Below are 13,330 nucleotides of genomic sequence, written 5' to 3'. Positions count from 1 at the left end.
CAGCAGTGGCAGCGGGCGTGCGGTCAGCACAGGCCCGCGGGCTTGGAAGCCCGGCAGGAGTTGCGCTCGAAGGAGTTGGTCCTGCCGGTCTCGGTGCTCACCAGGTCGGCGGGGGAGTTCTCCGAGAGGACGTTGCCGTCGACGCGGTTGTCGGTGCCGGCCACGCCCACGAAGCTCTTGAAGAGCACGATGCCGCCGGACAGCGGGGACTTGCCGGAGTTGCCGGTGACCCAGTTCCGGGACACCCGGGCCTGCTCGGTGCCGGTCAGGACGATGCCGGAGCCCTTCAGGGCCGGCAGCCGCTCGGTCTTCGGGCAGGACCTGTTGTTCGCGACGACCTGGTTGGCGGTGACGTCCAGGTGACCGGCCTTGGGCTTGTTCTCGTCACCGACCACGAACACCCCGGCGCAGTTGCCGGAGACCCAGTTCCGGGCGACGGTCAGGTTCCGCAGCCGGCGCACGGTGACGCCGATCCGGTTGCCCTCCAGCCGGTTGTGCGACACCAGGGTCTGCTTGGCGTCGTAGGCGCCGGCCTCCTCCTGGATGGTGTTGGCGAGGAACACACCCGCGTCACCGTTGCCGTGCGCGTAGTTGTCCCGCAGCAGGCTGCGCACCGACCGCTCCTCGGCGATGCCCCACACGCCGTTGTCGGCGGCGTTCACCCCGCGCACGGTCAGGCCGTCGGTGGCCATGCCGAACACCCCGGTGCGGCTGAACTTGGTCACCTTCAGGTCGGCGACGGTGACACCCTTGACGTCCTTGGTCTTGGTGCCCAGCACGCAGATGCCGTTGCCGCCCTCGGCGCAGCTCTTCGCGATCTTCTTGGCGGCCTTCTTCGAGGCCTTCTTGGTGGCCTTCTTGGTGCTCGCCTTGGCGGGCTTCTTGGTGGCCTTCTTGGCGGCGGGCTTGATGACCGTCCCGGAACCCACGCCCCGCAGGGTCACGTGGGGGGTGCGGATCGTCACGCTCTCGTGGTACGTGCCGGCGAGCACGAGCACGGTGTCGCCGGCCCTGGCGGCGTCGACCGCCTTCTGGATCGATTCGCCGGGACGGACCACCAGGGTCGAGTGGGCGGCCACCGCGGGGGCCGCGCCCAGGCCGGTGCCGAGGAGGGCGGCGGCGCTGGCGAGATATGCGATGTGACATCTCTTCATATCGCGTACGGTATGGCTGTTTTATCCTTCTATGGCCGGATAGGCCATCCGGCGGCGTGTCAGGAGCGGCGCGGGCGGCGGACCGGAGCCGGGAGTGCCGACCGACGGCCCGGGAGCGGTGGTCACCCGTTCGGCCCTGCCGGGCACCGCCCGCGCGCCGTCACCCGGACGGCGCATCCCGCCGAGAGGCGGGGGCGGCCGTCGCCCGGGCCCGGCGGAGGGCCGGTGGCCGGACTCGCCAGGCGCCCCGAACTTCCTGGCGACCATACTGTCGGTTGTGAACCGGGTCATCAGCGCACGGCGAGGGCTCCGGGCGGCCGCGGCCTATGTGCGCGGCGCCCCGGGCACCTACGTCTGGCTCACGATCCTTTTCTTCACCACGGTCGCCCTGCACCACATGTCACCGGCGTTCGAACAGGACTTCCTGCGGCAGCGCTCGACCAACATCCACGAGCTGTCGCAGAACCCCGTGCGGGTGCTGATCACCAGCGCGATGTGGATCGACAGCGGGCACTGGCTGCCGTACGCCGTGCTGTACTCGGTCTTCCACGCCCAGGCCGAGCGCTGGCTCGGCACCCTGCGCTGGCTCGCGGTGTGCGTCGCCGCGCACGTGCTCGCCACGCTGGTCAGCGAGCTGGCCCTGCTCCAGGCGATCCACGACGGCCACGCCCCGAACTCCGCCGTCAACTCCCTGGACATCGGCGTGAGTTACGCGCTGGCCGGGGTGATGGCGGTGCTCACCTACCGGATCGCGGCGCCCTGGCGGTACCTGTACCTCGCCTGCCTGCTCGCCTTCTACGCCGTGCCGCTGGTCGCGAGCCGTACCTTCACCGACTTCGGGCACTTCCTGTCCGTCCTGGTCGGTCTCGCGTGCCGTCCGCTGGTCAGGGGCAGCGCAAAAGCATGGAATCCGAAGGAGACACTGGCCGCTCCCAGGGGTTAACGTCCCGGCCATGAGCAGCTCGGCAACCAGTGTCGTCAACGGTGGGATCTCCTTCTGGTACGCGGACGACGGCCTCCCCGCGGTGCGGGAACCGCTGCCCGGGGACGCCTCGGCCGACGTCGTCATCGTCGGCGGCGGCTACACGGGACTGTGGACCGCGTACTACCTGAAGAAGGCCGCCCCCTTCCTGCGTATCACCGTCCTGGAGCAGAAGTTCTGCGGATACGGCGCCTCCGGCCGCAACGGCGGCTGGCTCTACAACGGGATCGCGGGCCGCGACCGGTACGCCAAGCTGCACGGCCACGAGGCCGCCGTACGCCTGCAGCGGGCGATGAACGACACCGTGGCCGAGGTGGTCGCCGTCACCGAGGCGGAGGGCATCGACGCCGGCGTGCACAGGGGCGGGGTGCTGGAAGTGGCGACGACCCCCGCCCAGTTGGCGCGGCTGCGGGCCTTCCACGAGCACGAGCTGTCGTACGGCGAGAAGGACCGCGAGCTGTACGGGGCCCGGCAGACCGCCGAGCGGATCAGGGTGGCCGGCGCGGTGGGCTCGAGCTGGACCCCGCACGGCGCGCGGCTGCACCCGGTGAAGCTGGTCAAGGGGCTCGCGGCGGCCGCGGAGGCGCTGGGCGTGGTCATCCACGAGTCGACCCCGGTCACCGAGATCCGGCCCAAGCACGCCGTGACGCCGTACGGCACGGTCCGCGCGCCCTACGTGCTGCGCTGCACGGAGGGCTTCACCGCCTCGCTCACGGGCCAGCGGCGGACCTGGCTGCCGATGAACTCCTCGATGATCGCCACCGAGCCGCTCACCGACGAGCAGTGGGCGGCGATCGGCTGGGACGGCCGGGAGACGCTGGGCGACATGGCACACGCCTACATGTACGCGCAGCGCACCGCCGACGGACGGATCGCGCTGGGCGGGCGCGGGGTGCCGTACCGCTTCGGTTCGCGCACCGACAACGACGGCCGCACCCAGGCCGAGACGGTCGAGGCGCTGCGGGAGATCCTGACCCGCTTCTTCCCGGCCCTCGCGGGCGTGCGGGTCGAGCACGCCTGGTCCGGTGTGCTCGGCGTGCCGCGCGACTGGTGCGCCACGGTCACCCTCGACCGCGCCACCGGGCTCGGCTGGGCGGGCGGCTACGTCGGCTCGGGCGTCGCCACCGCCAACCTGGCCGCCCGCACCCTGCGCGACCTCGTGCAGCAGGACTCGGGCCAGGCCGGGCGCACCGGGCTGACGGACCTGCCCTGGGTGAACCACAAGGTCCGCAAGTGGGAGCCGGAACCCCTCCGCTGGCTCGGCGTGCACGGCATGTACGCCACCTACCGCGCCGCCGACCGGCGCGAACTGCTGCACCCGGGCGCCGGTTCCTCCCGGCTGGCACGGGTGGCCGACCGGGTGGCGGGGCGGAACTGACCGGCGTGACCGGGCCGGACGCGCCCGGTTGGCCTCACCCTCATGATTCGCTCCGCGACCCCCGCCGACGTCCCCGTCATCCACGCCCTGATCCGTGAGCTGGCCGAGTACGAGAAGGCCCCGCAGGAGGCGCGGGCGACCGAGGAGCAGTTGCGTGAGGCGCTGTTCGGGGAGCGGCCGGCGGCGTTCGCGCACATGGCCGTGGACGACGGGACCGGGGAGAGCGTCGGCTTCGCGCTGTGGTTCCTGAACTTCTCCACCTGGCGCGGTGTGCACGGCGTCTACCTGGAGGATCTCTACGTCCGCCCCTCCGCCCGGGGCGGCGGGCACGGCCGGGCGCTGCTGACCGAGTTGGCGCGCATCTGCGTGGAGCGCGGCTACGAGCGCCTGGAGTGGTCGGTGCTCGACTGGAACCGGCCCGCGATCGGCTTCTACGAGGCCCTCGGCGCCCGCCCGCAGGACGAGTGGACGGTGTACCGGCTCACCGACGGAGCGCTGGCGGAACTGGGCGGCTCAGCCCACTGACTCCGGCACCGGTGTCTCGGCCGGTGCCCCGTGGCCCGGGGCCCTGGCCGTCACCATCAGGCCCGCCACCAGGCCGGCCAGCAGCATCACGCCCGCCGCCCACGCGATCGCGACCGTGTAGCCGTGCACCACGCCCGCCGGGACGACCGCGGCCTTGGAGGCCGGGCCGCGCAGGTGGGCGGTGACGTAGGCGGCGCTGCTCGTGGTGGCGATCGTGTTGAGCAGGGCCGTGCCGATCGAGCCGCCCACCTGCTGGGAGGTGTTGACGGTCGCCGAGGTGACGCCGGCGTCGCGCGGGGCCACACCGGCGGTGGCGGTGGCGAACACCGGCATGAAGGTCAGGCCCATGCCGAGGCCCATCAGGATCAGCGCGGGCAGGATCTCGCCGGTGTAGGAGGAGCCGACGGTCATCCGGGTCAGGAGCAGCAGCCCGGACGCGGCCAGCAGCATGCCGGGCACCATGAGCAGGCGCGGAGCCACACGTTGCAGCAGCCGGGCCGATATCTGGGTGGAGCCGATGATGATCGCGGCGGTCAGCGGCAGGAAGGCCAGGCCCGCCCGGACCGGCGAGTAGCCGAGGATGACCTGCAGGTAGTAGGTCATGAACAGGAACAACCCGAACATGCCGATCACCGCGAGCATCATGGTCAGGAAGCAGCCCGCGCGGTTGCGGTCCCTGACGATGTGCAGCGGGAGCAGCGGGCTCGGCGCCCGGGCCTGCCACCAGACGAACACCGCGAGCAGCGCCGCGCCGGACGCGAACAGGGCGATCACCAGCGGGTCGGTCCAGCCACGCGGCTCGGCCTCGGCGAAGCCGTAGACGATCGCGACGAGTCCGCCGCAGCCGAGCAGCACGCCGGGCACGTCGAGCCGGGCCCCGCGATGTCCTGGGCGGTCGTGCAGCAGGGCGAAGGCGCCGAGCACCGCGACGACGGCGATGGGCACGTTGACGTACAGGCACCAGCGCCAGTTCAGGTACTCGGTGAGCAGGCCGCCGACGATGAACCCGATGGCCGAGCCGCTGCCGGCCAGGGCGCCGTAGATGCCGAAGGCCTTGCCGCGCTCGTGCGGGTCGGTGAAGGTCGTGGTCAGCAGGCTCAGCGCGGAGGGCGCGAGCAGGGCGGCGAAGACGCCCTGCAGGGCGCGGGCGCCGAACAGCATTCCGGAGCTGGTGGCCGCTCCGCCGAGCGCGGAGGCGGCCGCGAAGCCGATGAGCCCGATGACGAAGGTGCGTTTCCGGCCCACGAGGTCGGCGATCCGGCCGCCCAGCAGCAGGAGTCCGCCGAAGGCCAGCGTGTAGGCGGTGATCACCCACTGCCGGTTGGCGTCGGACATGTGCAGGTCGTGCTGGGCCGAGGGCAGCGCGATGTTCACGATCGTCGCGTCCAGGACCACCATCAGCTGGGCGAGGGCGATGACGACCAGGCCCCACCAGCGGTGGGGATCGGCTTGCCCGGCGCCGGCGGACGCCGGCGGGGCCTCACCCTTTCGGCCGATATTCATCTGGTCAGAACACCATGAATCGGTGGGTATCGCATCCGGGTGTGCCGGGGTCCCACCGCATGGGACCGGTTCCCCCAGGTCAGCCCGATTGTCAGTGGCACGGGGCAGCATGGGGGCATGGCGAGGAGACCCACGGGCGCGGACGGAACACGGGTGAAGGGCGCGCGGCGGCCGGAGGTGCGGCTGCCGCCCCTTGAGCCCTGGACCGGCGGCGAACTGGAGCCGGACGGGGACTACGACGGACTGGAGTTCCGGGCGGCGGACCTGGCCGGGCAGGACGGCGCAGGCGCCCGCTTCATGGACTGCGCGCTGACGGACTGCGCGGTGGACGAGGCGGTGCTGCGCCGCGCGCGCGTGCTGGACTCGGTCCTGCGCGGCCTGCGGGGCGTCGGCACCGACCTCGCCGAGGCCACGTTCCGGGATGTGGAGCTGCTCGATCCCCGGCTGGGCGGCACCCAGTTGCACGGCGCCGTGCTGGAGCGGGTCGTGATCCGCGGCGGCAAGATCGACTTCCTCAATCTCCGCGAGGCCCGGCTCAGGGACGTGGTCTTCGACTCCTGCGTCCTGGTCGAGCCGGACTTCGCCGGGGCCCGCCTGGAACGGGTGGAGTTCACCGGCTGTGCCCTGAAGGAGGCCGACTTCGGCGGCGCGACCCTCAGGGACGTCGACCTGCGCGGGGCCGCCCCGCTGGAGATCGTCCGGGGTCTGGACCGGCTGGCGGGGGCGGTGATCAGCACGGGGCAGCTGCTGGACCTGGCGCCGGTGCTGGCCGGTGAGCTGGGGATCAGGGTGGAGGACTGAGGGCTCAGGCCACGCGGGGGAAGCGGGCCTGCAGGGTCCAGATCGCCGGGTTCTCCGACAGGTCCTCGTGAAGATCGCTCAGGTCGGCGATCAGGTCGTGCAGGAAGTCGCGGGACTCCCGGCGCAGTTCGGAGTGGGAGAAGGACAGCGGGGCCTCCTCGGCCGGCATCCAGTCGGCCTCGATGTCCACCCAGCCGAAGCGGCGCTCGAAGAGCATCCGGTCGGTGGACTCGGTGAAGTCCAGCTCCGCCTGCTGCGGCCGGGAGGCACGCGAGCCCATCGGGTCCCGGTCCAGCCGCTCCACGATGTCGCACAGCGCCCACGCGAAGTCCAGCACCGGCACCCATCCCCAGGCTGTGGACAGCTCGCGGTCCGAATTCGTGTCCGCGAGATAGACGTCCCCGCAGAACAGGTCGTGCCGCAGCGCGTGGACGTCCGCGTGGCGGTAGTCGGTCTGCGGCGGGTCCGGGAAGCGGTTGGAGAGGGCGTAGCCGATGTCGAGCACGCAGGAGATGGTGTCACGCCCCGCCACGGCACCCCCGCCCCGGTGCGCGCCGCCGCCGTAGGATCACTGTCATGTCCAGATCCGCACGCCTTGTCCCGGCCGTCGCGGCCCTCCTGGCGCTCACGCTCACCGGCACCGCGTGCGGCGGCGGAGTACGCGGCACTCCGGGCGGCTCGGGCGTGCACGACCCCTACTTCCCGAAGGCGGGCAACGGCGGCTACGACGTCACCCACTACGCCCTGACCCTCGGCTACACCCCGGCCACCCGCAGGCTCACCGGCCGGGCCGTGATCACCGCCCGCGCCACCCAGGACCTGACCGCATTCGACCTCGACCTCGACGGACTGGACGTCGGCTCGGTCACCGTCGAGGGCGAGGACGCCCGCTGGAACCGCGCGGGCCAGGAACTCACCGTCCGCCCCCACGACGACCTCCGCGACGGCGAGACCTTCACCGCCACCGTCCGTTACTCCGGCACCCCGCGGACCCTCACCGACCCCGACGGCTCCAGGGAGGGCTGGCTGCCCACCGCCGACGGCGCGCTCGGCCTCGGCGAGCCGGTCGGCTCGATGGCGTGGTTCCCCGGCAACCACCATCCCTCGGACAAGGCTGCCTACGACATCACGGTCACCGTCCCCGAGGGCCTGCAGGCCGTCTCCAACGGGGAGCTGACCCGCCGGACCAGCAAGGGCGGCCGGACGACGTACTCCTGGCACACCGCCCAGCCGATGGCGAGCTACGTGGCCGCCGTCGCCGTCGGCCACTACGACATCGGCCGCGGCACCGGGCCGCACGGCCTGCCCGTCCTCACCGCCGTGGACCCCGGCCAGGCGAAGGCGAGCAAGGACGTCCTGGCGAAGATCCCGGAGATCCTCGACTGGGAGGAGTACAACTTCGGGCCGTACCCGTTCTCCTCCGCCGGAGCGGTCGTCGACCGCCCGGGCGACGTCAGGTACGCCCTGGAGACCCAGACCCGCCCCGTTTTCCCCGGCGCCCCCGAGACCGGCACGCTCGTCCACGAACTCGCCCACCAGTGGTACGGCGACTCGGTCACCCCGAGGAGCTGGCGGGACATGTGGCTCAACGAGGGCTTCGCGACGTACGCGGAGTGGCTGTACCAGGAGGACCACGGCGGCAAGAGCGCCCAGCAGACCTTCACCGACCTGTACGACGGAGACGACGACGCCGTCTGGGACTTTCCGCCGGCCAGGCCGTCCGACGCCGCGCACATCTCCGACAGCCCGGTCTACGAACGCGGCGCGATGGTGCTGCAGAAGATCCGCCAGAAGGTCGGCGACGACACCTTCCACGACATCCTCAAGGGCTGGGCCGCCGCCCACCGCCACGGCACCGCCGACACCGCCGAGTTCACCGCGTACGTGGAGAAGAAGGCCCCGGACGAGGACTTCGGCGGGATCTGGAAGGACTGGCTGTACGGAGACGGCAAGCCGGACCGTCCGTGACGGACGGCCCGGCTGCCGGAAACCCGCTTGGCGGGACTAGTTGACGTTGACCGCCTTCCAGGCGGCCGCCACCGCGTTGTACTCCGCGCTGCCCGAGCCGTACAGGGCGGCCGCGGCCTGCAGGGTGCCGGTGCGGGCGCCCGCGTAGTTGGTGGTCGAGGTGAAGTACGTGCTCAGGGCCTTGTACCAGATCTGGACCGCCTTGTCCCGGCCGATGCCGGTGACCGTCGAGCCGTTGTACGTCGGGGAGTTGTAGGACACCCCGTTGATGGTCTTCGCGCCGCTGCCCTCGGACAGCAGGTAGAAGAAGTGGTTGGCGACACCGGACGAGTAGTGCACGTCCAGGCGGCCGACGGACTTCGACCAGTAGTCGGCGGAGCCGCCGTCCTTGCTGGGCTTGTCCATGTAGCGCAGCGGGGTGCCGTCGCCGTTGATGTCGATCTTCTCGCCGATGAGGTAGTCACCGGTGTCGGAGGAGTTGTTCGCGAAGAACTCCACCGCGGTGCCGAGGATGTCCGAGGTGGCCTCGTTCAGGCCGCCGGACTCGCCCCGGTAGTTGAGCTTCGCCGTGGCCGCGGTCAGACCGTGGCTCATCTCGTGGCCGGCCACGTCGAGCGAGGTCAGCGGGTCGGCGTTGCCCGCGCCGTCGCCGTACGTCATGCAGAAGCAGCTGTCGTCCCAGAAGGCGTTGACGTAGGCGTTGCCGTAGTGGACGCGGGAGTAGGCGGCCTTGCCGTCGCCCGCGATGCCGTTGCGGTTGAACGCGGACTTGTAGAAGTCCCAGGTGACGGCGGCGCCGTAGGCGGCGTCCACGGCGGCGGTCTGGCGGTTGGAGACGGTGCCGTTGCCCCAGACGTCGTCGGCGTCGTGGAAGAGGGCGCCGGTGCCGTTGGTGCCGCCGTTCAGGTCGTAGGTCTTGTGGCCGCCGCGGCCGCCGTCGATCAGGTCGTAGCCGCCGGAGGCGGAGGCGGTGGTGCCGATGGTGACCGTGCCGCTGTACTGGCTGGTGCCCGTGCCGGTGTCGACCGCCTCATAGGAGTAGATCTTCTTGCCGGTCCGGGCGTCGGTGACGACGTGCAGCTCGCTCGGGGTGCCGTCGTGCTGGAGGCCCTTGACGACGGACTCGTAGGCGAGGACCGGCTTGGCGCCGGCCGCCCAGACCACCTTGCGGGAGGACGAAGCGGTGGCCTTGGCGGTGTCGGCGGCCTTGAGAGCGGTCTTCTTCGCGCTCGTGGCGGACACGGCGGCGGTGGTGGTCGGCACGGATATGCGGGCCTTGGCCGCCTTGCTGACGCCCTTGAGCGAGCCGTTCTTCGCCACGTGGGTGACCAGGTCGCCGCCCAGCACGGGAAGACCCGCGTAGGTGCGCTCGTAGCGGGTGTGGACGGAGCCGTCGGCGTCCTTGACCACGTCCCGGACGACCAGCTTCTCCTTGGCGCCGAGACCGAGTTCGCGGGCCGCGGCACCGGCGTGCCGCTGGGCCGTCTCGATGGCGGCGGCGCGCGCCGGGGCGCTGAGCGGGACGGCCGTGGCGCCGGGGGTGTGCGTGGGGGCGGCGGTGGCGGAGCCGTTCTGCAGCGCGAGGACGACCATCGCCGCCGAGCCGGCCAGCGCGGCGGCGCGCATGGCGGTCCTGCGGGAGGCGCGGGGGTGCTGTGTCACTCGATCTCCTTATGGCCGGCCTCCGGTGGGGCCGGAGACACAGTTGGGGCACAGGGGACGTACAAGCTGCGGCGGGTGCGGAGAGAGTGACACCGTTAGGGCCTTGTTTGACAGAGCGCCGACAAGACTTTACGTGTTCGTATCCGAATGCCGTTCCTTGGGAACCGTTATCCGGACAGGCGCCGAGTGCTCAACTCGTCATCTGTCAAGCGAATTTGAGGGCTCCGGCGTCACACCTCGCGGGCCGGCCGGTCCACCGCGCCCTCAGCCCTCCCACTCGTCCAGCAGCCGGGCGAGGCCGGGCGGCCAGACCGGCTCCGGCTCCTCGGCCAGTTCCCGCCTGCTCCACCAGCGCCAGGTGAGGATGCCGTCGGCGGCGTGCGCGGCGGCCAGATCGGGGCCGGCCGGCTCGCGGTGCGGCCCGTGAGTGACGTAGACGTGCTCGTGCTGGTGGACGGGGACGCCGGTGTGCGTGAAGTCGTGTTCCCAGGTGCACAGCAGCGGGCCCGGCAGCAGGTCGGTCCAGCCGGTCTCCTCGGCCAGTTCCCGCAGGGCGCCCTCGCGCGGGGCCTCGCCCGGCTCCAGCCCGCCGCCGGGCAGTGCCCAGTGGACGCCGACCTCGACGTTGTCGTACCGGAAGAGCAGTACCGCGCCGCCGGGGTCCACGACGGCGACCCGGGCGGCCTGCCGGGGTGTCCGCAGCACCTTGCGCAGTACGGCGCAGGGGCGGCCGAGGGCGCGGTCGGGGCGGTGGCCGACGACCTCGTAACCGAGGGCGGTCCAGAAGGCCAGCGCTCCGGGGTTGTTCTCCAGGACGGCGAGGCGCACGGCCCGGCGGCCGGCGGCGCGGAAACGCTCCTCGACCGCCGTGGCGACCCGGCGGCCGTGTCCCTTGCCCTGTTCGGCCGCGTTCACCATCAGCAGCCCGATCCACGGATCGGGGTCGGCCGGGTCGGGGTGCCGGGCCAGTGTGATCACGATCGCGACCAGGCACCCCTCGGACCGGGCCAGCAGCACCTCGGCGCCCGGCTGGGCCAGCTCGTCGGCCAGCGCCGCCGCCACCTGTTCGGCCCGGACGTCGTCCGGGTCGGGGAAGTCGCCGCTGAGCGCGTGGAAGGCGCGGTTGGAGGCGTAGAGCGCCGTCAGCTCGGTGAGCAGCGGGGCTGGGAGGTCATGATCGGCGGTGAGGGCGAGGGCTTCGAGGATCACGTGGGCAACGTATCGCGCGGGGTGCCGGAGCCTCCGGCGGATTTCGGGGTGCCCGCGGGCGGGGGCGGGAAAGCCCCCTGCCCCGCGGGCCGGGGGCTTCCGCTCGACGCGCTGTACGTCAGACGTTCACACCGAAGTCCTGGGCGATGCCCACCAGGCCCGAGGCGTAACCCTGGCCCACCGCGCGGAACTTCCACTCCGCGCCGTTGCGGTACAGCTCGCCGAAGACCATGGCCGTCTCGGTGGCTGCGTCCTCGGAGAGGTCGTAGCGGGCGATCTCGGCGCCGCCGGCCTGGTTGACGATGCGGATGTAGGCGTTGCGGACCTGGCCGAAGTTCTGGCCGCGGTTCTCGGCGTCGTAGATGGAGACCGGGAAGACGATCTTGTCGACGTCGGCCGGGAGGGCGGCCAGGTTGACGTTGATCGCCTCGTCGTCGCCGGCGCCCTCGCCGGTGCGGTTGTCACCGGTGTGGACGATGGAGTTGTCCGGCGTCTGCTTGTTGTTGAAGAAGACGAAGTGGGCGTCCGAGTAGACCTTGCCCTGCGTGTTGACCGCGATGGCGGAGGCGTCCAGGTCGAAGTCCGTGCCGGTGGTGGTGCGGACGTCCCAGCCGAGGCCCACGGTGACGGCGGTCAGGCCCGGAGCCTCCTTGGTGAGCGAGACGTTGCCACCCTTGGACAGGCTTACAGCCATGATTGGGAGTCCCTTCCCTAGTTATTCGTGCGCATCTGTGCCGACGAAGCTACCGTCACCGGGGAGAACGTCGAGGGGGGTACCGGTGGTTCCGGGTCCCTTTACCTTTTTTACCCATGTGGCCGTCACCGGCTAAAACCGGGTGACGTGGGACCGGTCGGGCCGGGAACATGGGAGGCATGTCCGGTCCCCATGTCATCCGCGGTTCGGTCTCGCTGCCCGAGGCCGAGCTGATGTGGCGTTTCTCGAGGTCCTCCGGGCCGGGCGGGCAGCACGTCAACACCAGCGACTCGCAGGTCGAGCTGCGCTTCGACCTGGCGCGCACCGAGGCGCTGCCGCCGGTGTGGAAGGACCGGGCGCTGCGCCGGTTGGCCGGGCGGCTGGTGGACGGCGTGGTCGTCGTACGGTCCTCCGAGCACCGTTCCCAGTGGCGCAACCGCGAGGCCGCCGCCGTACGCCTCGCCGCCCTGCTCGCCGAGGCCACCGCACCCCCGCCCAAGCCCCGCCGCCCCACCCGCATCCCCCGCGGCATCAACGAGCGCCGGCTGCGCGAGAAGAAGCAGCGCTCGGAGAGGAAGCGCGGCCGCTCCGGGCGGGACTGGGGTTAGGCACCCCGGTTCCTCCGGTTCCGGTGGCCGTCAGCCCAACTGCCGGTACCGGCCGCGGAAGTACATCAGCGGGCCGCCCTCCGTGCCCGGCGCCCGTGCGGTCAGCACCCGGCCGATGACGAGGGTGTGGTCGCCTGCCGCCACCCGCTGCTCGGTGCGGCACTCCAGGGTGGCCAGCGCGCCGCCCACCATTGGGGCGCCGGTGACCTCACCGCGCACCCGCGGCAGGTCCTGGAAGAGCAGCCGGTCGCTGATCCGGCCCTTCATGGCGAAGCGCCCGGCGATGTGGCGCTGGTTGTCGGCGAGCACCGAGACCGCCCACAGGGGCTGTTCGTCGAGCAGGTCGTCCATGCGCGAGCCCTCGCGCAGGCTGACCATCACCAGCGGCGGGTCCAGCGAGACGGACATGAAGGCGGTCGCGGTCATGCCGACGTCCTCGCCGACCGGCGCGGCCGGGTCGTCGGGGTCCAGCGGCGGTTCCTGCGCGGTCACCAGGACCACGCCCGCGGCCAGCCGGGACATGGCGGCCCGGAACTCGTCGTTGCTCACCCCCTCAGCATGCCCGGTGACTGCTGCGGCGGTGGGGGAGGAGGTGTTCAGCACGCCATGAACGCTAATCTCCGCCCCGGACGGGCCGCATCGGGCCCTGGCCCTATCCGGGTCCTAGGACCGGGGGACCACGAGGTGACGGTTCGTGCATCATGTGCACACGACGACAAAACTTGCGTTCAGTAAACGCACAGGGAAAACGCAGAAACTCCACTCAATTGTTCACGTTCCCCTGTGACTTGAGTCACAAGGGACAGATATTGTTGACCCTGTGTACCGAGTGGGCAGCGCGCTGTG

13 protein-coding genes are annotated in these 13,330 nt (G+C 71.5%); 6 read left to right on the top strand and 7 right to left on the bottom strand.

What is annotated here, in order from left to right; translation table 11 throughout:
* Positions 1–23: 23 nt before the first annotated feature.
* Positions 24–1,154: a right-handed parallel beta-helix repeat-containing protein gene (locus tag ACZ6B1_RS17365; protein WP_468779198.1), complete on the bottom strand. Its 1,131-nt coding sequence runs from the start codon at positions 1,152–1,154 to the stop codon at positions 24–26.
* A 277-nt stretch (positions 1,155–1,431) separates the two neighbouring features.
* On the opposite strand from ACZ6B1_RS17365, the gene ACZ6B1_RS17360 reads away from it, so the two are divergent.
* Genes ACZ6B1_RS17360 through ACZ6B1_RS17350 form a run of 3 tightly spaced genes read left to right on the top strand, consistent with a single transcriptional unit; the run spans position 1,432 to position 4,039 of the window.
* A complete protein-coding gene (locus tag ACZ6B1_RS17360) occupies positions 1,432–2,097 on the top strand; it encodes a rhomboid-like protein (protein ID WP_468779196.1) in 666 nt (221 codons plus the stop codon).
* Positions 2,098–2,107: 10 nt separating this feature from the next.
* Positions 2,108–3,514 (top strand): NAD(P)/FAD-dependent oxidoreductase, encoded by a 1,407-nt coding sequence (locus tag ACZ6B1_RS17355; protein WP_468779195.1) that lies wholly within the window; start codon positions 2,108–2,110, stop codon positions 3,512–3,514.
* A 42-nt stretch (positions 3,515–3,556) separates the two neighbouring features.
* On the top strand, positions 3,557–4,039 hold the full coding sequence (locus tag ACZ6B1_RS17350) for a GNAT family N-acetyltransferase (protein ID WP_468779193.1): 483 nt from the start codon (positions 3,557–3,559) through the stop codon (positions 4,037–4,039).
* Here ACZ6B1_RS17350 and ACZ6B1_RS17345 read toward each other — a convergent pair.
* A complete protein-coding gene (locus ACZ6B1_RS17345; RefSeq protein WP_468779191.1) occupies positions 4,028–5,542 on the bottom strand; it encodes an MFS transporter in 1,515 nt (504 codons plus the stop codon). The two genes, ACZ6B1_RS17350 and ACZ6B1_RS17345, sit on opposite strands and share 12 nt — an antisense overlap.
* Positions 5,543–5,659: 117 nt before the next feature.
* On the opposite strand from ACZ6B1_RS17345, the gene ACZ6B1_RS17340 reads away from it, so the two are divergent.
* Complete coding sequence (locus ACZ6B1_RS17340) at positions 5,660–6,343, top strand: pentapeptide repeat-containing protein (protein ID WP_468779189.1); 684 nt, start codon at positions 5,660–5,662, stop codon at positions 6,341–6,343.
* Positions 6,344–6,347: 4 nt separating this feature from the next.
* Here ACZ6B1_RS17340 and ACZ6B1_RS17335 read toward each other — a convergent pair whose 3' ends face one another.
* Positions 6,348–6,848 (bottom strand): hypothetical protein, encoded by a 501-nt coding sequence (locus tag ACZ6B1_RS17335; RefSeq protein WP_468779405.1) that lies wholly within the window; start codon positions 6,846–6,848, stop codon positions 6,348–6,350.
* A 71-nt stretch (positions 6,849–6,919) separates the two neighbouring features.
* On the opposite strand from ACZ6B1_RS17335, the gene ACZ6B1_RS17330 reads away from it, so the two are divergent.
* Positions 6,920–8,311, top strand: coding sequence for a M1 family metallopeptidase (locus ACZ6B1_RS17330; protein WP_468779187.1), 1,392 nt, complete (start codon positions 6,920–6,922; stop codon positions 8,309–8,311).
* Positions 8,312–8,347: 36 nt separating this feature from the next.
* Here the strand turns inward: ACZ6B1_RS17330 and ACZ6B1_RS17325 are convergent, their stop codons facing one another.
* The 3 genes from ACZ6B1_RS17325 to ACZ6B1_RS17315 form a co-directional block, all read right to left on the bottom strand.
* Positions 8,348–9,937, bottom strand: coding sequence for a M4 family metallopeptidase (locus tag ACZ6B1_RS17325; protein WP_468779403.1), 1,590 nt, complete (start codon positions 9,935–9,937; stop codon positions 8,348–8,350).
* Positions 9,938–10,237: 300 nt separating this feature from the next.
* Positions 10,238–11,182, bottom strand: a complete 945-nt coding sequence (locus tag ACZ6B1_RS17320) for a bifunctional GNAT family N-acetyltransferase/NUDIX hydrolase (protein ID WP_468779185.1) — start codon at positions 11,180–11,182, stop codon at positions 10,238–10,240.
* Positions 11,183–11,300: 118 nt separating this feature from the next.
* The gene (locus ACZ6B1_RS17315; RefSeq protein ID WP_061918604.1) at positions 11,301–11,876 is read right to left on the bottom strand and encodes a TerD family protein; all 576 of its coding nucleotides are present in this window, start codon (positions 11,874–11,876) and stop codon (positions 11,301–11,303) included.
* Between the two features lie 170 nt (positions 11,877–12,046).
* On the opposite strand from ACZ6B1_RS17315, the gene arfB reads away from it, so the two are divergent.
* A complete protein-coding gene (gene arfB / locus ACZ6B1_RS17310) occupies positions 12,047–12,484 on the top strand; it encodes an alternative ribosome rescue aminoacyl-tRNA hydrolase ArfB (RefSeq protein WP_468779183.1) in 438 nt (145 codons plus the stop codon).
* A gap of 30 nt (positions 12,485–12,514) precedes the next feature.
* Here the strand turns inward: arfB and ACZ6B1_RS17305 are convergent, their stop codons facing one another.
* On the bottom strand, positions 12,515–13,033 hold the full coding sequence (locus ACZ6B1_RS17305; RefSeq protein ID WP_468779181.1) for a flavin reductase family protein: 519 nt from the start codon (positions 13,031–13,033) through the stop codon (positions 12,515–12,517).
* Positions 13,034–13,330 lie beyond the last annotated feature (297 nt).

It is taken from the genome of Streptomyces sp. NPDC041129 (assembly GCF_055592265.1).
This window is presented reverse-complemented; position numbering and strand designations above follow the sequence as displayed.